This is a genomic window from Micrococcus sp. KRD012 (assembly GCF_017168555.1).
Taxonomy (GTDB): Bacteria; Actinomycetota; Actinomycetes; order Actinomycetales; family Micrococcaceae; genus Micrococcus; species Micrococcus luteus.
Window position 1 is genome coordinate 15,614 of record NZ_JABFBB010000017.1, and the last position, 22,888, is coordinate 38,501.

At 74.0% G+C, this 22,888-nt stretch carries 19 protein-coding genes, 1 tRNA gene and 2 pseudogenes; 9 read left to right on the plus strand and 13 right to left on the minus strand.

Annotation, left to right across the window (positions count from 1 at the left end):
• Positions 1-16 precede the first annotated feature (16 nt).
• From J1M37_RS07210 to J1M37_RS07230, 5 genes are all read right to left on the minus strand, one after another.
• The gene (locus J1M37_RS07210) at positions 17-1,564 is read right to left on the minus strand and encodes an ABC transporter permease (protein WP_010079202.1); all 1,548 of its coding nucleotides are present in this window, start codon (positions 1,562-1,564) and stop codon (positions 17-19) included.
• Between the two features lie 77 nt (positions 1,565-1,641).
• Complete coding sequence (locus J1M37_RS07215; protein ID WP_036317448.1) at positions 1,642-2,733, minus strand: iron ABC transporter substrate-binding protein; 1,092 nt, start codon at positions 2,731-2,733, stop codon at positions 1,642-1,644.
• A 106-nt stretch (positions 2,734-2,839) separates the two neighbouring features.
• Positions 2,840-3,760: an SIR2 family NAD-dependent protein deacylase gene (locus J1M37_RS07220; protein ID WP_010079200.1), complete on the minus strand. Its 921-nt coding sequence runs from the start codon at positions 3,758-3,760 to the stop codon at positions 2,840-2,842.
• A 112-nt stretch (positions 3,761-3,872) separates the two neighbouring features.
• Positions 3,873-6,008 (minus strand): chorismate-binding protein, encoded by a 2,136-nt coding sequence (locus J1M37_RS07225; protein ID WP_206452380.1) that lies wholly within the window; start codon positions 6,006-6,008, stop codon positions 3,873-3,875.
• 132 nt (positions 6,009-6,140) lie between these two features.
• Positions 6,141-6,623 (minus strand): CarD family transcriptional regulator, encoded by a 483-nt coding sequence (locus tag J1M37_RS07230; RefSeq protein ID WP_002858073.1) that lies wholly within the window; start codon positions 6,621-6,623, stop codon positions 6,141-6,143.
• A 201-nt stretch (positions 6,624-6,824) separates the two neighbouring features.
• Here J1M37_RS07230 and J1M37_RS07235 point away from each other — a divergent pair, with 201 nt between their 5' ends.
• On the plus strand, positions 6,825-7,376 hold the full coding sequence (locus J1M37_RS07235; protein ID WP_002858072.1) for a hypothetical protein: 552 nt from the start codon (positions 6,825-6,827) through the stop codon (positions 7,374-7,376).
• Positions 7,377-7,467: 91 nt separating this feature from the next.
• Here J1M37_RS07235 and J1M37_RS07240 read toward each other — a convergent pair whose 3' ends face one another.
• Together J1M37_RS07240 and J1M37_RS07245 are read right to left on the minus strand one after the other, a co-directional pair.
• A complete protein-coding gene (locus tag J1M37_RS07240) occupies positions 7,468-8,148 on the minus strand; it encodes a response regulator transcription factor (protein WP_002858071.1) in 681 nt (226 codons plus the stop codon).
• The gene (locus J1M37_RS07245; protein WP_036316036.1) at positions 8,145-9,374 is read right to left on the minus strand and encodes a sensor histidine kinase; all 1,230 of its coding nucleotides are present in this window, start codon (positions 9,372-9,374) and stop codon (positions 8,145-8,147) included. The genes J1M37_RS07240 and J1M37_RS07245 overlap by 4 nt, the downstream gene beginning before the upstream one ends.
• 163 nt (positions 9,375-9,537) lie before the next feature.
• On the opposite strand from J1M37_RS07245, the gene phoU reads away from it, so the two are divergent.
• Positions 9,538-10,206 carry a phosphate signaling complex protein PhoU gene (phoU, locus tag J1M37_RS07250; protein ID WP_206452381.1) on the plus strand — a complete coding sequence of 223 codons (669 nt, stop codon included), beginning with the start codon at positions 9,538-9,540 and terminating at the stop codon, positions 10,204-10,206.
• Positions 10,207-10,267: 61 nt separating this feature from the next.
• On the opposite strand, the gene J1M37_RS07255 is transcribed toward phoU, so the two are convergent.
• Positions 10,268-11,026 (minus strand): phosphoglyceromutase, encoded by a 759-nt coding sequence (locus J1M37_RS07255; protein ID WP_063189350.1) that lies wholly within the window; start codon positions 11,024-11,026, stop codon positions 10,268-10,270.
• Positions 11,027-11,075: 49 nt separating this feature from the next.
• Here J1M37_RS07255 and J1M37_RS07260 point away from each other — a divergent pair, with 49 nt between their 5' ends.
• Complete coding sequence (locus tag J1M37_RS07260) at positions 11,076-11,918, plus strand: hypothetical protein (RefSeq protein ID WP_060974309.1); 843 nt, start codon at positions 11,076-11,078, stop codon at positions 11,916-11,918.
• Positions 11,919-11,943: 25 nt separating this feature from the next.
• On the opposite strand, the gene J1M37_RS07265 is transcribed toward J1M37_RS07260, so the two are convergent.
• The gene (locus J1M37_RS07265) at positions 11,944-12,240 is read right to left on the minus strand and encodes a DUF2516 family protein (protein ID WP_036384680.1); all 297 of its coding nucleotides are present in this window, start codon (positions 12,238-12,240) and stop codon (positions 11,944-11,946) included.
• A gap of 81 nt (positions 12,241-12,321) precedes the next feature.
• Between J1M37_RS07265 and tmk the strand changes: the two genes are divergently transcribed.
• Together tmk and J1M37_RS07275 are read left to right on the plus strand one after the other, a co-directional pair.
• On the plus strand, positions 12,322-12,981 hold the full coding sequence (gene tmk, locus J1M37_RS07270; protein ID WP_036316043.1) for a dTMP kinase: 660 nt from the start codon (positions 12,322-12,324) through the stop codon (positions 12,979-12,981).
• On the plus strand, positions 12,978-14,168 hold the full coding sequence (locus tag J1M37_RS07275) for a DNA polymerase III subunit delta' (protein ID WP_036384674.1): 1,191 nt from the start codon (positions 12,978-12,980) through the stop codon (positions 14,166-14,168). Before tmk ends, J1M37_RS07275 begins: the two co-directional genes overlap by 4 nt.
• A gap of 29 nt (positions 14,169-14,197) precedes the next feature.
• On the opposite strand, the gene J1M37_RS07280 is transcribed toward J1M37_RS07275, so the two are convergent.
• Positions 14,198-14,863 carry an HAD family hydrolase gene (locus J1M37_RS07280; protein WP_342345128.1) on the minus strand — a complete coding sequence of 222 codons (666 nt, stop codon included), beginning with the start codon at positions 14,861-14,863 and terminating at the stop codon, positions 14,198-14,200.
• Between the two features lie 35 nt (positions 14,864-14,898).
• On the opposite strand from J1M37_RS07280, the gene J1M37_RS07285 reads away from it, so the two are divergent.
• Both J1M37_RS07285 and J1M37_RS07290 read left to right on the plus strand, forming a co-directional pair.
• The gene (locus J1M37_RS07285) at positions 14,899-15,081 is read left to right on the plus strand and encodes a hypothetical protein (protein WP_206452382.1); all 183 of its coding nucleotides are present in this window, start codon (positions 14,899-14,901) and stop codon (positions 15,079-15,081) included.
• A gap of 27 nt (positions 15,082-15,108) precedes the next feature.
• Positions 15,109-17,853, plus strand: coding sequence for an ExeM/NucH family extracellular endonuclease (locus J1M37_RS07290; RefSeq protein WP_186315069.1), 2,745 nt, complete (start codon positions 15,109-15,111; stop codon positions 17,851-17,853).
• An 84-nt stretch (positions 17,854-17,937) separates the two neighbouring features.
• Here the strand turns inward: J1M37_RS07290 and J1M37_RS07295 are convergent, their stop codons facing one another.
• On the minus strand, positions 17,938-19,893 hold the full coding sequence (locus tag J1M37_RS07295) for an FAD/NAD(P)-binding protein (RefSeq protein ID WP_206452383.1): 1,956 nt from the start codon (positions 19,891-19,893) through the stop codon (positions 17,938-17,940).
• 291 nt (positions 19,894-20,184) lie between these two features.
• On the opposite strand from J1M37_RS07295, the gene J1M37_RS07300 reads away from it, so the two are divergent.
• Both J1M37_RS07300 and J1M37_RS07305 read left to right on the plus strand, forming a co-directional pair.
• Entirely contained in the window at positions 20,185-21,063 is an 879-nt protein-coding gene (locus J1M37_RS07300; protein WP_049146144.1) for a PRC and DUF2382 domain-containing protein, read from the plus strand.
• Between the two features lie 196 nt (positions 21,064-21,259).
• A tRNA-Ser gene (locus J1M37_RS07305) sits at positions 21,260-21,351 on the plus strand.
• Between the two features lie 77 nt (positions 21,352-21,428).
• Here the strand turns inward: J1M37_RS07305 and J1M37_RS07310 are convergent.
• Both J1M37_RS07310 and J1M37_RS07315 read right to left on the minus strand, forming a co-directional pair.
• A pseudogene (locus J1M37_RS07310) lies at positions 21,429-21,851 on the minus strand (integrase core domain-containing protein); the annotation flags it as partial.
• 14 nt (positions 21,852-21,865) lie between these two features.
• Positions 21,866-22,744, minus strand: a pseudogene (locus J1M37_RS07315) (IS3 family transposase); the annotation flags it as partial.
• Positions 22,745-22,888: the final 144 nt, after the last annotated feature.

A 22,888-nucleotide genomic window follows, 5' to 3' on the forward strand; every position in this document is an offset into this window, starting at 1 on the left:
GGGGAGGGCATGGCGGTCATTCTGACACCTCGTTCGGGGTCGACGGGGCGCTCGAGCGGCCGCGCACGGCCGCGACGATCCCCGTGCGGTGGACCACCACCCACGTGGGCACCGCGGCGAGCAGCACGAGGGTGAGCGCGTAGGGGGCGGCCTCGGCGTACCGGCCCACGCTGGTGGCGTTCCACAGGCGGGTGGCGAGCGTGTCCATGCCGGTGGGCCGCAGCAGCAGCGTGGCGGGCAGCTCCTTCATGGCGGTGAGGGCCACCAGCGCGACGCCGGCGCCCACCCCCGGCAGCGCCAGCGGCAGGGTCACGCGGCGCAGCACCTCGGCGCCCGAGGAGCCCAGGGACCGGGCCGCCTCCTCGAGGGCAGGGGAGGACTGGGCGACGGCCCCGGCCACCGACGTGACCGCCAGCGGCAGGAACAGGGTGGCGTAGGCGAAGGCCACCATCCACGTGGTCTGGTAGAGCGCCGGGACCAGGGAGACCCCGAGGAACACGAGGGAGAGCCCCACGACGACGCCGGGCAGCCCGTGCGCGAGGAACGCGGCGCGCTCGGCGATCCGGGAGACGCGCCCCGGGTGGCGGGCGGCGAGGATGCCGATCGGCAGGGCGAGGGCGAGGGTGAGCGCCGCGCCCGCGCCCGCCAGGACCACGGAGCCGGAGACGGCGTCGAGCCAGCGGTCCCGGACGGCGGACAGGGACGTGCCCTCGCCCATCCAGCGGACCAGGCTCACCGCGGGCACGCCCAGCGCGGCGCCCGTGACCACGGCGAGGAGCCCGGTGCCGACCCAGCGGGACCGGCCCAGCCGGTGCACGCTGACCCGGCGGACCGTGCGACCGGAGCGGACGCCGTCGTCGGCCCGGCGGGTGCGGGACTCGCCCCAGAGCACCAGCACCGTCAGCAGCACGAGCACGGTGGCCAGGGTGAGGGCGAGCTGCCGGTTGAAGCCCACCTCGAGCGCCGTGAAGATCGCCCGGGTGAAGGTGTCCAGGCGCAGGATGGCCACGGCGCCGAAGTCGGAGAGCACGTAGAGGGCCACCAGCAGGGCGCCGCCGGCGATCGCCGGGCGCACTTGGGCGAGCGTGACGGTGAACAGCGTGGCGGCGGGGCCGCGGCCGAGCGAGCGGGCCACGTCCTCCTGGCCGGGGTCGATGCGGGAGAGCGCGGCCGCCACCGGCAGGTATACGTACGGGTACGTGTAGAGGGTCATCACCGTCACCGCGGCCCAGAACCCCTCGAAGCGCCCCGCCTCCACGCCGGGCAGCAGGTCCGAGACGGACACCCACGTGAACGCCGCCACGTAGGAGGGCACGGCCAGCGGCAGCGCCAGCAGGACGGCCAGCAGGCCGCGGCCGGGCGTGTCGGTGCGGGTGACGAGCCAGGCGGCGCCCACGCCGATCACCAGGCACAGCGCGGTCACCACGGCGGTGAGCGCGAGCGAGGTGGCGGCCAGGGCGCCCACGCGCGGGCTCACGACGGCGTCCAGCCAGGGGCCGAACCCGCCCTGGGCGGTGCGCAGGAACAGGTAGCCGATGGGGACGAGCGCGACCGCCGCGGCCACGAGGGCCGCGGCGGTCAGCGCCGCGGGAGCGCGCCGTCCGCGCGTGCGGCGGACGGCCGGCTCCGGTGCTCGGGGGGTCAGAGCAGGCCCGCCTCCTGGATCATCTGGATGGTGGTCTGGAGGTCGTCCAGGTCGTTGAGGTCCACGTCGGGGGCCTTGACCTCGGAGAGCTCCGGGAAGCCGGCCGGCTGCTCCACGCCCTCCACGAGCGGGTACTCGCCGGTCTCCTCGGCGAAGTACGACTGACCGTCCTCGGAGAGAAGGTACTCCACGAGGGCGGCGGCGTCGCCGTCCTCCTGCTCGCCCACCAGGCCCATGCCGGACACGTTCACCAGCGAGCCGAGGTCGCCGTCGGGGAAGAAGTGCAGGGACGCGCCCAGCTCCTCCGGGGCGACGCCCTTCTCCCGGGCCAGCTCGAACAGGTAGTAGTGGTTGACTAGGCCGGTGTCCAGGGTGCCGGCGTCCACGTCGGCGAGGATCTCGCCGTTCTTCTCGCGGCGCTGCGGGTCGTTGGCGGCGAAGTCCTCGAGCCAGGTCCGGGCCTCGTCCTCGCCCTTCTGCAGGCGAAGGGCGGTGACGAACGTCTGGAAGGACGCGTTGGTGGGGGCGACGCCGACGCGGCCCTTCCACTTCGGATCGGTCAGCTCGTCGACCGACGTCGGGAGGTCGGCCTCGGGGACCTTCTCCTCGTTGTAGGCCAGCACGCGGACGCGGCCGGTCAGGCCGACCCAGTCGCCCTCGTCGTCCCGGTAGGTCTCGGGCACGCGGTCCAGGGTCTCCTGGGCGAGGGGCGTGAACAGGCCCTCCTTGGCGACGGCGCCGAGCGCGCCCGCATCCTGGGAGAGGAACACGTCGGCGGGGGAGCCCTCGCCCTCCTCGATCAGCTGCGCGGCCATGGCGGGGGTCTTGTCGTAGCGGACCTCCACCTCGATGCCGGTCTCGTCGGTGAACTCGTCCAGGATCGGCTGGACGAGGTCCTCGCTGCGGCCCGAGTACAGGGTGACCTTCTTGTCCGACTCGGCGGCGGAGGCGGAGCCGGACGCCGCGCCGGACGCGGAGTCCGAGCCGGAGCCGCCGGTGCCGCCGGCGCAGGCGGTCAGGGCGAGCAGCAGCGTGGCGGACACGGCCGAGAGGCGGACACCACGCGAGAGGGCGCGGGACTGGGGCATGGCAATCTCGATTCGGGAGGAGTGGCGGGGGCGGCGCCGCGGGCCAGGGGTTCCTGGCGGGCCGGCAAGGGGAGCCTATTAAGTCATGCGTGTGTTGTCTATTGCGTCACCATGTGACGTGCCTCGCAGTCGACAAGGCCCCCGACGGCCCGGGCCAGACGCCGGCGACGAGCGCGGGCAGCACCGCCCCGGCCGAGCCGCGCAGCGCGTGCGTCACCGCGCCGCTCAGCTCGGTCTCCACGGGGTTCACCTCGACGACGGCGACCCCGGCTCCCAGCGCCACGAACGGCAGGGACGCGGCCGGCTGGATCAGGCCCGAGGTGCCGACGACGAGGGCCAGGTCGCAGCGCTCCAGCGCCTCGTAGGCGCGCTCCCACGGCTCCTGCGGCAGCATCTCGCCGAACCACACCACGCCCGGCCGGATCCGTCCCGTCCCGCACGCCGGGCACGCCGGCGGCGCCTCACGCAGCATCGCCTCCAGGTCCGCCTCCGAGCCGGCCGCGTCCACGTCCGAGGGCGCGCCCGGGTCCACGTCCGCCGGGGCCCCGCACTCGGCGCAGCGGTGTTCGAACAGCGAGCCGTGCAGGTGCGCGAGCACGCGGGCGCCGGCCCGCTCGTGCAGGTCGTCCACGTTCTGGGTGACCACCTCCAGGTCGGGTGTGCGGCGCTGCCAGGCGGCGACGGCGTCGTGCCCCGGATTCGGTCGGCGGGCCCGCACCATCCGGGCACGCCACCGGTACCAGGACCACACGAGCGCGGGATCGGCGAGGAACGCCTCCTCCGTGGCGAGCTGTTCCGCGGAGAAGCGCTCCCACAGGCCGGTCTGGGCGTCACGGAACGTGGGGATGCCGGACTCGGCGCTCATCCCCGCCCCGGAGAGCACCACGGGACGCTCGGCGGCGGCCACGAGCGCGCGGACGGCGTCCAGCGCGCCAGGGTCGAGGTCGGGAGCGGAGGCGGCGAGGACGGGGTGCGGATCGGCGAGGACGGGGGCGGAGGCGGCGAGGACGGGGTGCGGATCGGCCATGTCCCCAGCCTAGGCAGGCGGCACGGGTGGGCGCCCCCCTCGTCCGGGGGCGGTTTGCGGCGTTATTCCGTCGGAATACCGCCGAATATCGCCCCCGGACCACGGTGTGGGGTCAGGCGACGTCGGGCGCCGTCGTCGGCACGCCCGTTCCGGCGGCGCGGGCGAGGGCCCGGCGCAGGCCGCGGGCCTTGAGGAGGACCTCGTCGTGCTCGGCGGCCGGGTCCGAGTCCGCGACGATCGCCCCGCCGGCCCCCACCGACCACCGGCCCCCGGCGAGCACCGCCGTGCGGATCACGACGGACAACGACGTCGTCCCGTCCGCGCCCAGCATCCCCAGCGCTCCGGAGTAGACCCCCCGTGGGGAGGCCTCCCACGCGGCCAGCAGCTCGACGCTGCGGCGCTTCGGCGCGCCGGTCATCGAGCCGCCGGGGAAGAGGGAGCGGACCACGTCCACGGGTGCGACGCCGGCCCGTGCCGTGCCCGTGACCGTGGAGACGAGCTGGTGGACGGTCGCGTAGCTCTCGACCGCCATGAGGGAGGGGACTTCGACAGAGCCGGGCTCGCACACCCGCGAGAGGTCGTTGCGCAGCAGGTCCACGATCATGAGGTTCTCGGCGCGCGTCTTGGGGTCGTCGGCGAGCGCGCGGGCGGCCGCGGCGTCCGCGACCGGGTCCGGCAGGCGGGCGGCCGTGCCCTTGATCGGCTTGGTGCTGTACCGGCCCTCGCGCCCGGCGAGGAACCGCTCCGGTGAGGCAGAGACCACGGCCCACCGGCGGGCGCCCGTGCCGTGCTCCAGCAGCGCCGCATACGGGGCCGGCTGGTGCGCGGCGAGCTCGTGGAAGAGGACCAGCGGGTCCACGCGCAGCCCGGGATCGGCGTCGAAGCGGGTGGTCAGGCACAGCTCGTAGGAGTCGCCGGCATGCAGCGCGGCGCGGCAACGGGCGATCTGCTCGGCGTACGCCGCCCGGTCCTCGCGCCACGTGCCCGGCGCCTCCTCGTCGGCCCGCGGCCCCGGGCCGGCGTCCTCCGGGGGCGGCACGACGGCGTCGCCCGCCGCCGTCTCGAGATCGCGGCGGGCCGCGGCGAGGGCGCGGCGCACGTCCGCCGCCCAGCGGTCGGCCCCGGCCTCGGCGGCGGTCGGATCGAGGGAGACGACGCAGCAGTGCAGCACCCCGGCCGCGTGGTCGGCCACGGCGTAGCGGGAGGGGCGCACCCAGAACTGCGCGGGCAGGGCTGCGGGGTCCTCGGGTCGGCGTGAGGGCGGTGTCACCCCCAGATCCGCCAGGCCGAGCTCGTAGCCGAGCCAGCCGACCAGGCCGCCGCGCAGGGGCAGGCCCTCGCCGCCGACCACCGACCGGGGCGCGGCCGCGGCCCCGAGGTCCGCCCACGCGCGGTCCGGATCGGCGGGGTCGTCGTGCCGGACCAGGCGCGGGCCAGGGGAGGGCACGCGACCCTGCTCCTCGCCGAGCACGTCCAGCCCGTCGCCCGCCACGGACCAGCGCGCCTCGGCCGGGTCCGGCAGAGCGGAGTCCAGCCAGAACGACGCGGCCCCGCGCACGACGGCGTGCGCATAGACCGCGGCCACGGCGGTCGCCGCCGTGTGCCCGGCCGCCGCGAGCGCCGCGGCGTCGAGCGTGGGGTCCGTGCGCACGGCCTCGTGGGCCGCCAGCAGGGTGTCCAGGTCGAAGCCCTGCGGCGTCTGGATCGCGCGCAGTCCGGCGCGGGCCGGCGTGGCCGCGACGACGTCGACGCCGCCCCGTCCGGAGGTGACCTGCTTGACGGTGTCCGTCAGCGGCAGGCCCGGGACCGCGGCGACCGCGCCGGTCTCGAGCGCCGCCGTGACGGCCCCGAACACGCTCGGCGGGGTCAGTGCGCGGGCCGCGTCGTGGACGAGGACGCGGCGGGGCGCCCCCGCCGGGGCGAGGTCGGCCAGAGCGCGGGAGGCCGCGGCGAGTCCGGCGCGGACCGAGTCCGCGCGCTCGGCGCCGCCGGGCACGCAGTGCACGGGCACGTCCAGGCGCGGGCCGGCGTCGCCCTCGGCGGCCACGCGGCCGGCGTCGGCCTCCGCCGGCGGGGTGAGCACCACGACGGCGTCGAGGGCGAGCCCGGCGGCGCGTGCGGCGGCGACGGACGCCAGGCAGTGGTGCAGGAGGGTGCGGCCGTCCGCGAGGGGGGCGAGGGCCTTGGGCAGCCCGGCGCCGAGGCGGGTGCCGGCGCCGGCGGCGGCGATCACGAGGGCGGTGGGCATGGCCTCATCCTAGGGAGCGCGCCGGTGTCCGTGGCCCGGGACCCCCGACGGCGGCGACGGCCGTGGCCGGGGGCGAGGCAGGGAGGGGCCCGCGTCGTGGACGCGGGCCCCTCCCCTGCCGTGTGCTGCCCGTCAGCCCTCGAGCACCTTGTCCAGGCGGCCTTCGGCCTCCTCCTCGGTGACCTTCTTGGCCAGCGCCAGCTCGGACACGAGCACCTGGCGGGCCTTCGAGAGCATGCGCTTCTCGCCGGCGGACAGGCCGCGGTCCTGGTCGCGGCGCCACAGGTCACGGACGACTTCGGCCACCTTGTTGACGTCGCCGCTGGCGAGCTTCTCCAGGTTGGCCTTGTAGCGGCGGGACCAGTTGGTCGGCTCCTCCACGTGCTCGGCCCGCAGGACCTCCATGACGTGCTCGAGCCCCTCCGCATCCACGACGTCACGCACGCCGACGAGGTCGACGTTCTCCGCAGGGACCTCGATGGTCAGGTCTCCCTGTGCCACCTTGAGCTTGAGGTACATCTTCTCCTCCCCCTTGATGGTGCGCATCTTGATCTCCTCGATCCGCGCAGCACCGTGGTGGGGGTAGACGACGGTCTCTCCGACCTCAAAAACCATGTTGTTGTGCCCCTTTCAGTCGTCTCATTCTATCATGCGGCCTCGTCATGCCGCGCGTGCCGTCACATCTTCGGCCTCCGGATGTGATAGTGGAGGACCCCGCGCCACACGCCTGTCGGCGTCCCGGGATGCGGTAGCCTGACCTGGCAGGACCCCTGCCTCGGGGCTCCTGAGCACGTCATCGCACCTGAGGAGACCTCTGTGAAGAACGCATCCCGGCCCGCCCGGCGCCACCTCGCCGCAGGTGCGCTGGCCGCGGTCGCCCTGCTGGGCGCCACCGGCTGCTCCGCCGTGAGCCCGATCGCCACCGCCATCCAGTACTCCGCCTCGGACGGCATCAACGGCCAGGAGCAGGACTTCCTGAGCTACCGCAACCTCGCCCTCGTCGGCGACGGCGAGTCGGGTCCCGCCCGCCTGATCGGCACCGTGGAGAACACCTCCGGCCAGGACCAGACCTACACCTTCCAGGCCGAGGGCGGCAGCTCCGCGACCCTGAGGGTCCCCGCCGGCGAGAGCCGCAAGCTCGAGGACGACGCGAACACGACCGTCCTGGAGCGCGAGGGCGTGTGGGTCGGCGAGAACCTGCCCGTGACCGTCTCCGGCACCGGCGGCACCGCCGACCTGGCCGTCCCGCTGCTGAGCGCCACCCAGGAGCAGTACCGTGACCTGCTCCCCGAGGGCGTCGAGCCCGCAGACGAGGATCTCGTCGGGCACCTCCACGAGGAGACCCACCACTACGGCGAGGAGCACTGACCTCTGCCGGGCCCGCGCCCGGCACGCCACGGCCCCGGCCCCACCGCGAGGTGGAGCCGGGGCCGTCGTCGTCCCGGGCGGAGCGCGTCGGTCAGGCCTCGAACTTGTAGCCCAGACCGCGCACCGTGACGAGGTAGCGGGGGCTCGAGGGGTCGGGCTCGATCTTGGAGCGCAGGCGCTTCACGTGCACGTCGAGGGTCTTGGTGTCCCCCACGTAGTCGGAGCCCCACACGCGGTCGATCAGCTGGCCGCGGGTGAGCACGCGCCCGGCGTTGCGCAGCAGCATCTCCAGCAGCTCGAACTCCTTGAGCGGCAGGGACACCTGCTCGCCGTCCACGGAGACGACGTGCCGCTCGACGTCCATGCGCACGGGGCCGGCGCTGATGGTCGCCGACATCGGCTCCTCCTGCTCCCCCTGACGGCGCAGCACGGCGCGGACGCGGGCCACCAGCTCACGCGAGGAGTACGGCTTGGTCACGTAGTCGTCCGCCCCGAGCTCGAGGCCGACGACCTTGTCGATCTCCGAGTCCTTCGCGGTCAGCATGATCACGGGGACGTTGGAGCGCTGGCGCACCTGACGACACACCTCGGTGCCGGACATCCCCGGGAGCATCAGGTCCAGGAGGATCAGGTCCGCGCTGTCGCGCTCGAAGACGCTCAGCGCCTCGTTGCCGTCGGCGGCGACGGTGACCTCGAACCCCTCCTTCTCCAGGAGGTAGGACAGGGGGTCGCTGAACGACTCCTCGTCCTCCACGATCAGAATGCGGCTCATGCGCTCGTCTCCTTCCGGGTCGGGGGTGCGGCCGAGGCGGTCACCCGGTGACCGCGCCGCTCGGTGACGTGGGCGGCACCCGGCGCGCCGTCGACGGCGACACCGTCCCCCCACTCGGGCAGGCGGATGGTGAAGGTCGACCCGCGGCCCGGCTGGGACCAGAGGGTGACCTCCCCTCCGTGGTTGATGACGACGTGCTTGACGATGCTCAGCCCCAGGCCCGTGCCGCCCGTCTGACGCGACCGCGCCGCGTCCACGCGGTAGAAGCGTTCGAAGACCCGCTCCTGCTCCTCCGGGCTGATGCCGATGCCCTGGTCCGTGACGGTGACCTGCGCGAGCCCGTCCACGGAGCTCAGGCCGATGCCCACCGTGGTGCCCTCCGGGGAGTAGCGCACCGCGTTGTCCACCAGGTTGCGCACCGCGGTCATCAGCTGGTCCTGGTCCCCGTGCACCACCGCGTCCACGCGGCCGCCCACGCGCAGCGCGATGCCGCGGTCCTCGGCGGTCAGGCGCAGGCGGTCCACGGCGTCCGCGACGACGGCGTTGAGGTCCACAGGCCCTCCGTCCTGGACCACGTCCTTGGCCTGCAGCCGGGAGAACTCGATGATGTCCTGCACGAGGGCCGTGAGCCGGCGGGACTCGACGCCCAGCCGTGCGGCGAAGCGACGCACCGCCTCTTCGTCCTCCGCGGCGTCGCCGATGGCCTCGGAGAGCAGGGAGATGGCGCCCACCGGCGTCTTGAGCTCGTGCGAGACGTTGACGACGAAGTCGTGGCGCATGGCCTCGGTGCGGGTCACGTCCGTGCGGTCGTCGGCGAGGATCAGGATGTACTCCTCGTCCAGTGGGGCCACGCGCAGCTCGACGACGAGGCTCGACTGCCCGAGGGGTCCTCGGGGCAGCTCCATGCGGCGCTCGACGATGACGCCGTCGGCCCGCACGGTCCGCGTGAGCTCCCGCAGCTGGTCCTGGACGAGCGAGTGCCCCCGCACCAGGCCCAGGGCGTAGGCCGCGGGGTTCGCGCGCACCACGCCGTCGACGTCGTCCACCACCGCGTACGCGCGGCCGACCACGGAGAGGACCTCGGCGGCGCCCGGCGCCAGGGTGGGTTCGCCAACCGTCAGGTCCACCGTCCGCGAGCGCTCGGACGCCCGGAAGGCCAGCATGGAGGCCACTCCGGTGAACAGTCCGACCGCTCCGCACAGCAGGCCGATGATGACGGGATCCACGGCACCAGACTAGCCTCTGGCGGCCCGGAGACGGGCTGCCCCGGCCCCGCCAGACGCCGGACGATCGGCGTTCATGGGCCGTTCATCTTGCCCTGCCAGGGTGGACCGTTGCCCCGGGGAGTCGGGGTCGGCGGCGCACGGGCGTCGCCGGGGAGAGGAGACCATGCGCGAGCTCTACCGAGCCGACCTCGAACGGCTGGGCCGCGACCTGACCGAGATCGCCCGCCTCGTGCACCGCGCCATGATGGACGCGCAGGCCGCCCTCGAGGCGGCCGACGTGCACGGCGCCGAACGGGTCATCTCGGAGGACGCGCGGATCGACCAGCTGCAGGAGTCCCTCGACGAGCAGGCCGTGCGCATCCTGGCGCTGCAGGCGCCCGTGGCCACGGACCTGCGCACCGTCGTCGCCACGCTGCGGATGAGCTCCTCGCTCGAGCGCATGGGCGACCTCGCCCGCCACGTGGCCCAGCTGACCCGGCTGCGCTACCCCGAGCACGTCATCCCGGAACAGGTCCGGACCGTGATCACCGCGATGTGCGACGCCGCCGTGGAGGTGGCCGAGGAGGTCGTCCTCCTGCTCGAGACCCAGGACCGGGCGCACGGGGACCGGATCGACGCCCTCAACGAGGACGTCAACGCGCTGCACCTGTCCGTCTTCCGCGCGATCGCCGCCCCGGACTGGAGCGCGACGCCGGCCACCACCACGGACGTCACGCTGGCCTCGCGCTACCTCGAGCGGTTCACGGACCACGGCCTGTCCGTGGCCGCCAAGGTGCGCTACCTCGTCACGGGCGAGTGGGCGACCCACCGCCCGGACGCCACCGGCTCCTGACCGTCCCCGACGCCACGGGCCGGGCCCCCGGCGGGGTCCCGGCCCGTCGTCGTCGGACGCGTCAGTGCGCGGAGCCCTGGGCGGCCACGGCGGCGGCGCCGGCGGCGGCGGCCTCCGGGTCGAGGTAGCGGCCGTTCGCGGTGATCGGCTTGAAGTTCTGGTCCAGCTCGTAGACCAGCGGGATGCCCGTCGGGATGTTCAGGCCCGCGATGTCCTCGTCCGAGATGCCGTCCAGGTGCTTGACCAGGGCGCGCAGCGAGTTGCCGTGCGCGGCGATCAGCACGGTCTTGCCGGCCTTGAGGTCGGGCAGGATCTGCTCCTCCCAGTAGGGCAGCAGGCGGTCGATGACCTGCTTGAGGGCCTCGGTGCGGGGGGCGTCCTTGCCCAGGTCCGCGTAGCGCTCGTCGCCGATCTGGGAGAACTCGGAGTCGTCGTCCAGGGCGGGCGGCGGGGTGTCGAAGGACCGGCGCCAGACCATGAACTGCTCCTCGCCGAACTCCTCCTTCACCTGGGCCTTGTCCTTGCCCTGCAGGGCGCCGTAGTGGCGCTCGTTCAGGCGCCAGCTGCGCTTGACCGGGATCCACTGGCGGTCCGCGGCCTCGAGGGCCAGGTTGGCCGTGGTGATGGCGCGCTTGAGCAGGGACGTGTGGACCACGTCCGGGCGGATGCCCTCCGCCTCCAGCAGCTCACCGCCGCGGGCGGCCTCGGCGCGCCCCTTCTCGGTCAGCGGGACGTCCACCCAGCCGGTGAACAGGTTCTTCTCGTTCCATTCGCTCTGACCGTGCCGCAGCAGGACCAGCGTGTACGTGGTGTTCGCCATGTCACCATCCTAGGCGGACCCGTCCCGCCGCTCCCCTACGCTGGAGCCCATGGTGGAGAAGGCCCGGCGGCTGCGCGCGCGCACGACGCCCGGCCCAGTCCCGGCACGGGGCCCGCAGGGCCACATCACCCGCGGCACGACGGCGGCGCAGCGGATGCGCCGGGTGGACCGCTGGCTCACGGACGTGCACGGCCCCCTGCTGCGGCGCACTCCCCGCCCGCTGGCCGTGGACCTGGGCTTCGGCGCGGAGCCGGTGACCGCCGTCGAGATGGCCCAGCGGCTGCGCGTGCAGAACCCGGCCCTCGAGCTGGTGGGCCTCGAGATCGACCCCGCTCGGGTGGCCCGGGCGCGGGAGCGGGCCGGCGGCCTGCCGGGGGTCACCTGGGCGGTCGGCGGCTTCGAGCTGCCCGTGCCGCGGCCGCCCACCGTGGTGCGCGCGTTCAACGTGCTGCGCCAGTACCGGGAGGAGGACGTGCCCGCGATCTGGTCCCTGCTGTGCGCGGGGCTCGCCGACGACGGCGTCCTCGTGGAGGGCACCTGCTCCGAGGACGGCCGGCGGGCGGCCTGGGTGGACCTGCGTCGGGACGGGCCCGCGAGCCTGACCGTGGCCCTCCGGCTGGGGTCCTTCGCCCGCCCCTCGGACGTGGCGGCGCGCCTGCCGAAGGTCCTCATCCACCGGCACGTGCCCGGGGAGCCCGTCCATCGACTCCTGGCGGAGGCCGACGCCGCGTGGGCCGCGCACGCCCCGCTCGCGGCCTACGGGACGCGGCAGCGGTGGCTGGCGACGGTCGGCACGCTCCGCGCGGCGGGCTGGCCCGTGCTGGGCGGCCCGCACCAGTGGCGGCGCGGGGAGCTGAGCGTGCGCTGGGCGGCGGTGGCGCCGTCGTCATGAGGGCGGCGCCGACGGCGCGGGACCCTCAGCGGCGCAGGGCCGGGCCCATGTCCTGGCGGGGGCCGGCGAGGTAGACGCACGCCACGCACGCGGCCACGAGGCCGAACATGCCCATCCCGCCGCCGGCGAGCACGCCGAGGAGCCCGACGACGGCGGCGACGCCGGTGAGGATCAGCCAGAAGCTCCTGTCCCGGCCCCCGATGCGGGCGAAGTCGTCGGGGCGGCGCCGGACGACGTCCACCAGCGCCCAGACCTCGAGCCCGAGCGCGGCGATCGCCAGGACGCGGAACAGCCAGTGGTCGACGAGCAGGGCGAAGTGCATGGGGGCGCTCATGCCGGTCAGTCTAGGCGGTCGGCCCGGCCGGGTTCCCTCCCCGTCCGGGGCGGCGTCTAGGCTCGAGGCGTGAGCACCCAGACCGAGCATCGCGGCCTGTTCGTCGCCGTCGAGGGACCGGACGGATCCGGCAAGTCCACCCAGGCCCGCGCCCTGACGGAGGCCCTGCGCGCCGCGGGCCACGAGGTGGTGCTCACGCGCGAGCCCGGCGGCTCGGACCTGGGCGAGACGCTGCGAGAGCTGCTGCTGGACCCCGGGCACGCCCCCGTGGACCCCCGCACCGAGGCGCTGCTGTTCGCCGCGGCCCGGTCCGCCCACGCCGTCCGCACGCTGCGCCCCGCGCTGGCCCGGGGCGCCGTCGTCGTCACGGACCGGTATGTGGACTCGTCCGTGGCCTACCAGGGCGCGGCGCGCGGGCTGGGCGAGGCGCGGATCGCCGCCCTGAACGAGTGGGCCACGGACGGCCTCGTCCCCGATCTGACGGTGCTGATCGACGTGGACGCGGCCACCGCCGCGGACCGGCGTGACCGGCGCGCGGCGGAGGGCGAGGGCACCCCCGACCGCATGGAGCGGGAGACGGCGGACCGGCACGAGGCCCTGCGCGCCGCCTTCCTCGCGCGCGCGGCGGCCGCGCCCGAGCGGTACCTCGTGCTCGACGGCGCGCTGCCGCCGCAGGAGCTCACCGCCCGCGCGCTGGCCCGCGTCACCGCCCAGGCGGCCGACCGATGACGGCCCCCGCCCCCGCCGTGTTCGCGGACCTCGCGGGCCAGGAGGCCGCGGTGGCCCAGCTGCGCCGCGCCGCGGCCGAGGACCGTCCCACCCACGCCTGGATGTTCACGGGCCCGCCCGGCTCCGGCCGGTCGACGGCGGCGCGTGCGTTCGCCGCGGCCCTGCAGTGCGAGGTCGCGGACCCGGCGGCGCGCGGCTGCGGCGAGTGCCACGCGTGCCGCACCGTCCTCGGCGGCACCCACCCGGACGTGACCGTGCTGGCCACCGAGGCGGTGAGCTATCGGATCGAGGACGTCCGCGCCCTCGTGGAGGCCGGCCAGTCCACCCCCGCCACCGGGCGCTGGCGGATCTTCCTCATGGAGGACGCGGACCGCATGACGGAGCGCGCCACGAACGTGCTCCTCAAGGCCATCGAGGAGCCGCCGGCCCGCACGATCTGGATGCTGTGCACCCCGTCCCCCGCGGACGTGCTCCCCACCGTCCGCTCCCGCTGCCGGCTGATCACGCTGAGCATCCCCGCCGTGGAGCAGGTGGCGGAGCTGCTGCACCGCCGCGACGGGCTGGACCGCGAGACGGCGCTCACCACCGCCCGGATCTCCCAGTCGCACGTGGGCATGGCCCGCCGCCTCGCGCGGGACCCGGAGGCCCTCGAACGCCGCGAGCGCATCCTCTCCCTGCCGCTCCAGGCCACCGCCGTCTCCGACGCGATGGCCCTGGCCGCCACGTTGGCCGAGGTGTCCAAGGCCGAGGCCGAGTCCGCCGCCGAAGCCCGGGACGCCGAGGAGCTCGAGGCACTGCGCCGCTCCCTGGGCCTCGAGCCCGGCGAGCCCGTCCCGCCCAAGCTCCGCCACCACGTCAAACGGCTCGAGGAGGACCAGACCCGCCGGCGGCGCCGCGCCGTCCGAGACTCGCTGGACCGGGCCATGATCGACGTCATGGGCCTGTTCCGGGACGTGCTGCGCGTGCAGCTGGGGGCCGACGGCGAGCTCATCAACGAGCACCGTCGGGACGAGATCGAGGCGTACGCCCGCGGCACCGCCGGCGACTCGGCCGAGGTGCTCGCCCGGATCGACGCCGTCACCACGGCCCGGGAGCGCATCGCCGCCAACGTGCCGGAGCAGCTGGCCCTCGAAGCCATGATGCTGGCGCTGCTGCCCCGCCGGGTGCGCACCCCGCGACGTCGCTGAGCGGCCGCGCGGGGCGGGCCGGCGCCGGCTCAGCGGGTGCGGACCACCAGGTCCGGCACGTCGGCCAGGCCCGGCACCACCCGGTCCGCGCCCGCCGCCAGCAGGACGTCGTCCGCGTCGCGACCCGTGCGCACGCCGACCACGAGTCCGGCCCCCGCGCGGCGCCCGGCCGTCATGTCCTCCGCGGTGTCCCCGACCACCAGGACGCTGCGGACGTCGTCGAGGTCGAGACCGAGCAGGGCGGTGAGGATCATGTCCGGGTAGGGGACGCCGCGGCCGGCGTCGTCCGGGGAGAGGCTCAGATCCGCCAGGCCCATCCACCCCAGCGACTCGAGGATCATGTTCTGGGTGTGGCGGGCGTAGCCGGTGCAGAGGCACACGTGGAGGCCGAGGGCGCGCAGGCGGATGAGCGCCTCCTCCGCGCCCGGGACGGCCTGGACGCCGTGCTCGGCCAGCAGCGCGTCGAAGGCCGCCTCGAACGTGCGGGTCGCCGCCGCGGCCACCGCCCGGTCGGCGAACACGCGGGGGAACACGGCCGTGCGCGAGGTGGGCCGGAGCGCGCGGAACCGCCGAGCGGCGTCGTCGTGCTCCGGCGTGCCCGCCGGGACGCCGTGCTGGTCCAACGTGCGGGCGAACGCCGTGTCCTGGAGCCCGTGCTCCACGATGGACGTGCCGGACATGTCCACCACGGCCAGGCGGAGGGGCGCGGCTGACGAGGCCGCGGCGGGGGGTGCCGGGGTGCGAGGGACAGGGTCATGGCAAGGGCCATGACAAGGGCGCCGACCACCCGGGCAAGGGCCGCGTGAAGGGCGAGGACCACCCGGGCAAGGGCCGCGGCGTGCAGCGCGGCGCCGCCACGCACCCCGTCTTCTCCGCCCATGCCTGGCTGACCGCCGCGGGCCTGCCGCGCTGACCCATCGAGAACGAGACCGAGGACGACATGACCCCCCTGCCCCGCTTCGCCGCGCGCACCGCGGTGACCACCGCCGCCCTGGCCCTGCTCGCCCCCGCCGTGGCCCTGCCCTCCCAGGCCAGCCCGGCCGGCGACTCCCTCGTCATCAACGAGGCATACACCAACGGCGGCTCCGCGAACGCCGTGTACACCCACAAGTTCGTGGAGCTCTACAACCCCACCGACCAGCCGATCAACCTCGACGGCTGGTCCCTGCAGTACCGCTCCGCCGCCGGCACGGCCGCGACCCAGGGCACGGTCGCGCTGTCCGGCACGGTGCCCGCGAAGGGCCACTTCCTGGTCTCCGGCGGCTCCAACGGCACCGCGGGCGCGGCCCTGCCGCAGGCAGACCTCGTGGCCGGCGGGGCGTTCAACCCCGCGGGCACCAAGGGCACGATCGTGCTCGCGCGCCAGGCGGGCACCGTGACGGACCTGCCGGTCGGCTCCGTGGTGACCGGCCAGGTGCCGGGCGTCGCGGACGTGCTCGGCTACGGAGCCACGAACACCTTCGAAACAGCGGCTGCCGGCGCCCCCTCGGCCAACTCGGACCCGAAGTCCCTCACCCGCACGAACGGCGTGGACACGGACGACAACAGCGCCGACTTCACCGTCACCGACCAGGTCACCCCGACCAACGCCGCCGCCACCGGCGGCGAGCCGACCCCGGAGCCCGAGCCGCAGCCGACCCCGGCCGAGCGGATCACCATCGCCCAGCTCCAGGGCACCGGCACGGCCACCCCGTACGCCGGGCGCCAGGTGACCACCACCGGCGTCGTCACCGCCGTGTACTCCACGGGCGGCTACGACGGCTACTACATCCAGACCGCCGGCACCGGCGGCGACACCCCCGACGCCACCCCGGGCGCCTCCGACGGCGTGTTCGTGTACTCGCCGGACACGGTCGGCTCCGTGACGCTCGGCGACCACGTCCAGGTCACGGGCGAAGCGGCCGAGCACTACGGCCTCACGCAGATCAAGGTCGCCGCCGGCGGCGTGCTGCCGGTCGCCGAGCCCGGCGCCGTGGCCCCCACGCCGGTGGAGTTCCCGCTGGAGGAGGCCGACCGTGAGGCGCTCGAGGGCATGGTCCTCGCCCCGCAGGGCGACTGGACGGTCACGGACAACTACTCCCTCAACCAGTACGGCTCCCTCGGCATCGTCCCCGGCACCACGCCGCTGGACAACCCGACGTCGGTGGCTCGGCCCGGCGCCGAGGCCCAGGCCGTCGCGGCCGCCAACGCGCAGCAGCTGATCGTGCTCGACGACGGGGCCACCACGAACTTCATGCGCTCGCCGGGCAACCAGAATCCGCTGCCGTACCTGGACGCGGACCAGCCGGTGCGCGTGGGCGCGGGCCTGGAGTTCACCACCGGAGTCATCCTCGACTGGCGCTTCGACGCGTGGTCCTTCCAGCCGCTGGGCCACCTCACCGATGCCACGGCGGCCGCCGTCCAGCCCGTGACGATCGAGGACACCCGCCCGGCCGAGGCCGCCCCCGAGGCGGTCGGCGGCAACGTCACCGTCGGCAGCTTCAACGTGCTCAACTACTTCACGACCCTGGGTCAGGACGTGGCCGGCTGCAGCGCCTACCGCGACCGCGCCGGCAACCCCGTCACCACGAACGGCTGCCTGCCGCGCGGCGCCTACACCTCCGAGGCGTTCGCCCGCCAGCAGGAGAAGATCGCGGCCGCGATCAACGGCCTCGGCACCTCGGTGGTCGCGCTCGAGGAGATCGAGAACTCCGAGAAGTTCGGCCTCGACCGGGACCACGCGCTGGCCCACCTCGTGGAGGCCCTCAACGCGCAGGCCGGCGAGCAGCGCTGGGCCTACGTGGCCTCCCCGGCCACCCGTCCCGCGCTCGCGGACGAGGACGTCATCCGCTCCGCGTTCATCTACCAGCCGGCCGAGGTCACCCCGGTGGGCGAGTCGGTGATCCTGGACGACCAGACGAACTTCGACAACGCCCGCGAGCCGATGGCCCAGCTGTTCCGCGCCGCCGACGGCACGTCCGAGGGGGCGGCCGGCACCGACTTCGTGGCGATCACCAACCACTTCAAGTCCAAGGGCGGCTCGGGTGCGACCGGGGACAACGTGGACGCGGGCGACGGCCAGGGCGCGTACAACGCGGACCGCGTGGGCCAGGCCGAGGCCCTCGTGGCCTTCGCCGAGCGCATGAAGGCCGAGACCGGCACCGACCGCGTCCTGCTGATGGGCGACTTCAACGCCTACGAGAAGGAGGACCCGATCCGCGTGCTCGAGGCGGCCGGGTACCTCTCGCAGGGCGCGCTCACGGGCGAGTACTCGTACGCGTTCGGCGGCGCCGTCGGCAGCCTGGACGGGATCTACGCCTCGCCGTCGGCGGCGACGGCGATCACCGGCCAGGACATCTGGATGATCAACGCGAACGAATCCGTGGCACTGGAGTACTCGCGCCACAACTACGTGGCCGAGGACCTGTACTCCGCGGACCAGTGGCGGTCCTCGGACCACAACCCGATCCTGGTGGGCCTCCAGCTCGACGCGCCCGTGACCGAGCCGACCCCGGAGCCGGAGCCCTCCCCGCGCGAGACCTGCGACGGCGTGACCGATCCGCGCGGCGTGCCGGGCAAGCCCGCGAACTCCGTGCGCGAGTGGCTGCGCTGCGTCGGCGCGACCCCGGGTCACGGCGGCGACCACCCGGGCAAGGGCCACGGCCCGGAGCACCCCGGCAAGGGCCGCGGGCCGGTCCGTCCCTGACGGGACGCGGGGCGCCGCACCCGGCATGACGACGGCGGGGCCGTCCGGGAGCCACCCGGACGGCCCCGCCGTCGTCGTGGGGGCTCAGCCGGCGAGCACGGCCGTCGCGGCGGCGTCGGCGTCGGCGAGGAAGAGGGCACGTCCGGCCGGATCGGCCCCGGCCTCGGCCGCGATCGCGGTGCCCCACTGCACGCCCGAGAGCTGCAGGCCCAGCACGAACACGTCCGCGTGGACCGTGCCGTCCGCGGCCCGCAGCCGGTACGGGCGGGCCGTGACGTCGAAGCCGGTGGCGGGCACGCGCACACCCTCCTCGTCCTCCCACGTCCCGGCCGCGGCGACGCCGTCCGCCAGCATCTGACGGACCAGCGGGGAGGCGGCGGCCTGCACGCGGTTGGGCGGCATCATCGCCTCCACCAGCCAGGCCCCCTCGACGACGGCGGGCCCCAGCGAGTCCTGCGCTCCCACCTGGGGGCTGTGGGCGGTGAATGCGTGTTCCTCGGCCTCGACCACGGGCGCGGGGCCGGCCCAGGTGAGCAGGCCGGCCCGGTGCACCGCGAGCATCTGCTCCACGCGCCACAGGGGCGGGCCGGAGGCGAGGCCCTCGACCAGCGGCTCGAACCAGCCCTGGACGTCCCGGATGCGGGAGGCCTCGGTGATCCGGCCCTCGGCGACCCACGCCTTGATCCGCAGTCGGCCGGCATGAAGCGCGCCGACGGCCATCATGAACGGGGACTCCTCCCCGAGGGCGGCCTCGACGCAGGTCTGCTCCATGAGCTCCGCGACGGCCCGCTGATAGTCCTCATGGGAGGCGAACACGGCGCCCTCGAACGGGGACCCATAGGCCAGGATGTCGAGGAAGCGCCGGCCGGGGGCGTACCGCTGGAGGAGCTCCTCGGCGTGCGCGGAGGTCACGGGGGCGCCGCGGCCGGCCTCCTCGAGCTGGCCGACGAGCTCCCCGAGGAATCGGCGCGCCTCGACGGGGCCGCCGAGGATCTCGGGCTGGGCCCGGACGAGCGTGGCGTAGTAGTGCCGGACCACGTCGCGGTGCAGCAGCGGCCAGAGGTGCTCGGCGAGGTCCAGGGCCCCGTGCCGGGCGGCGAGGGCGTCCACGGCGGCGTCGGAGAGGTAGCTGAGGGTGACGCCGCGGGGCACGAAGGCGTCCACCTCGGCCTTGGGCAGGTACGGGATGCCGCGGCGGGACATCAGGTGCAGGCGCGGCTCGTCCCCCGACGGCTCGTACCGCAGGGCCCGGCCGGGTCCGTCGCCGGTGCGGCGGTACACCCCGCCCCGGCCCTGGGTGAGCTGGGCCAGCAGGTCGAACGCGTTCAGGCCCATGCCCCGCACGAGGACGTCCGCCCCGGCCTCCACGGTCTCCCAGTCCACGTCCGAGGGGATCTGCGGGCCCTGGTAGTGCAGCTCGTCCCTGCCCCGCGCGGCGGCGGCCATCCGGTTCTGGCCGGGGCTGAGCTCCGCCGGCTGATGGCCCAGGCAGAGCACGACGGCGTCCGCGTCGAGCGCGGAGACCGCACCGTCGGCGTCCCGCAGCTCCAGGCGGGCGCCGCCGTCAGGCCGGGGGTGCAGGGCGGTGGCCTCCGCGCGGTGCTCGACGACCTCGACGACCTCGGGGCGGGCGCGCAGCCCCGCGACGACGTCCTTGTACAGGTGCCGGAGGTAGCGCCCGTAGACCGCTCGGGCCGGGTACTGGTGGCGGCGCACGCCGAGGCTGGCCTCCGGGTGCACGCGACGCCACTGGTCGAAGGTCTGCGCGGCGGTGGAGGGGCGCAGACCGGGGTTGTCGGCGGCGCACGCGGTCGGGAAGAACGCGGGGGTGTTCATGAGGTACAGCTCGGACTGGTCCGTGCGCCACACCCGCCCTGGCCCGGGCGGATAGGGGTCCACGACGTCGATGCGCAGCCGCCGGGGGTGTGCGTCCGGGGCCGCGCCCTCGAGTCGGGCGAGGATCCGCTCCAGCAGCATGACGCCGCGGGGGCCGGCTCCCACCACTGCGAGGCGGCGCTCGGCCACCAGGGGCTCGGACATGGGGCCTCCACTCTCCTCGGGATCGTTTTCACGCCTGCGGCGCGCGTATTCCACACAATATCGGTGGCCGTCAAGGGTCGCGGACCGCATGCGCCACACTCCCACCGATCCCCCAGGATCCACAGCAGGCCCGGACGAAGAATCCGCGGAATCATGCGGATCACACCGAGATTCTGGGAGAAGTCTGGGAATTGGGAATCTGGGGGGCCGATGGTTGACGCCACTCGGGCCCATGGGGAATTGTGAATGAGCGTAAGGCAACAAAACACCAATTCAGAAGGAGAATTCCTCATGGACCGCAACGCTCTCGACCAGCTGCAGAACTCCACCGTCTTCGCCACCGACGGCGACAAGATCGGCTCCGTCGGTCAGGTCTACCTCGACGACGTCACCAACGAGCCCACCTTCGTCACGGTGAAGACCGGCCTGTTCGGCGCCCGCGAGACCTTCGTGCCGCTGCAGCAGGCCCAGACCACCGCCGACGGCATCACGGTGCCCTTCGAGAAGTCCTTCGTGAAGGACGCCCCGAACGTGGACGCGGACGGCTCGCTGACCCCCGAGGAGGAGCAGCGCATCTACGAGTACTACTCCATGGAGTACTCCGCCGCGGATCACGACGGCGACGTGCGTCGTGACGACGTGCGCACCGACGCCGGCGCCGCCGGCGTGGCCGGCACCGCGGGTGTGGCCGGCGTGGCCGACCGCCGCGACGAGGCCGTCGTGGACGGCGACCGCCGCGACGTGACCGACCGTGACCGCCGCGACGTGACCGACGCCGACTCCGTCGTCGTCAAGGACGAGCACCTGAACGTCGGCACCGAGCGCCGCGCCTCCGGCCGCGTCCGTCTGCGCAAGCAGGCCTACACCACCACCGAGACCGTCGAGGTGCCCGTCACCCGCGAGGAGGTCGTGGTGGAGCGCGAGTCCGTCGACCCGAACTCCGCCGAGGCCCGCACCGCCGGCCGCGACGGCGACGTCGAGGTCACCACCTACGAGGAGACCCCGGTCGTCAACAAGACCGTGGACGCCGAGAAGGTCTCCCTGGGCAAGCGCCAGGTGCAGGACACCGAGACGGTGACCGAGGAGGTCCGCCACGAGGACGTCAAGGTCGACGGCGACGCCACCGATCGCGACCTCGACGGCCGCAACGACCGCAAGGATCGCATCTGATCTGAACGGACGCGTCGGCCTCAGGCCGGACGGCTGACAGATCACGCGGGGCCCCGGATCCATGGATCCGGGGCCCCGCTCGTGCGCGATGGTGATCCGTCCGTGAGCACGCCGCTCCTTTGCCCTGCCCTGGCCTGGCGCGCTAAACTGAACCGGTCTGACCGCGCGTCGCCCCGTGCGAGGCGCGCCGGATGGAGGAGACGTGCCAGAGCGGCCGAATGGACTTCACTGCTAATGAAGGGCTCGACGAAAGTTGGGCCGGGGGTTCAAATCCCCCCGTCTCCGCCAGAGAGGGCCGGAATCCACGCGATTCCGGCCCTCTTCGCGTCTGTACGCGGGGACCTGACATACCGACCGGCTGGTGACTAGTTGTAAGAGGGCATGACGTTGTTGACTCGGGCCGGGGCCAACGAGGCCGGAGGGGCGTCCCCGCAGGAGGTATGAGGCCGATGGTAGTTGTAGTGGTTCACCCACACGGCCAGCGCCTCACGCCGAGCTGTCTCTGAGGTATACGGGCGGGCGTAGAGGACCTCATCGACCATCAGCCGGTTGTACCGTTCGACCTTCCCGTTATGGCGCGGGGTGTAGGGGCGGATCCGGTGGTGCCGGCCCCCGAGCGAGACCACCTTGGCGGTGAAGTCCACGGCCCGGTAGTTGTTCCCGTTGTCCGTGATCACCCGGTCCACGGTGATGCCGTGGGCGGCGAAGAACGCCCTCGCCCGGCAGAAGAACCCGATCGTGGTCACCGCCTTCTCATCCTCCAACGCCTCGGTGTACGCCAGGCGGGTGTGAGCCGCCCCCTTCATTCGGTCCGGACGTTCTGTGAGTCGCCGGTTTCCATTTGATGGGTGCACTGCCGAGCGTACTCGGCTGGGGTTAGGTAGCCGAGCGAGGAGTGCCGGCGGTGGTGGTTGTACTCGTCCTTCCAGTCGCCGATGATGACCTGTGCGTGCAGCAGCGAGTAGAAGCTGTTGATGTTGAGGCACTCGTCGCGGATCCGGCTGTTGAACGACTCGACGTACCCGTTGCGCCACGGCGAGCCCGGAGGGATGTAGGACAGGCCGGTGCGGGTGCCGGCCCAGTCGGCCATCGCCTCGCTGATGAACTCCGGCCCGTTGTCCGACCTGAGCACCGCCGGGGCGCCCCGGGAGGCGACGAGGTCCTCGAGGTGGGCGGTGAGTCGGTCGGCGGTAATCGAGCGCTCCACGAGCCCGCCGATGCACTCCCGGGTGTGTTCGTCGACGATCGAGCAGATCTTGATCGGTCGTCCGTGCTCGTCGGCGTCGAACTGGAAGTCCACCGCCCACACCACGTTCGGCGCGTCCGCCGTCGGCGCGTCGACGGTCGAGGACCCGACGCGCTTGCGTCGACGCCGCTGCGGGACCCGGAGCCCTTCGTCACGCCACAGGCGTTGGATCTTCTTGTGGTTCACCACCCACCCCTCGGCGCGGGCGTCGTGATACGCCCGCCGATACCCGTAGCGGGGATGGTCCTTCGCCCAGGCGCGCAGCCACTCCCTGAGCGCCCGATCCGGGTCCGCGACCGTGTCGCCCTTGAGCGGTCGCCGGTACGCGGAGCGGCTCAGCCCGACCAGACGGCACGCCATCCGTTCGCTCACCCGCAACTTGCCCTTGAGGTGATCGACGGCGGCGCGGCGCCTGTCCGGGCTTAGAAGTTTCCCTCAGCCAGCTCCTTGAGTGTAAGCGGCCATGAAAAGCTGCCCATAGGTGGCCAGGGAATGACCCGCTGACGGCCATGAGGACTGCCCAGTGATGGCCACGGGAACTGCCCGGTGCTGGCCATCTGGTTTGCCCGCGTTGCTCGT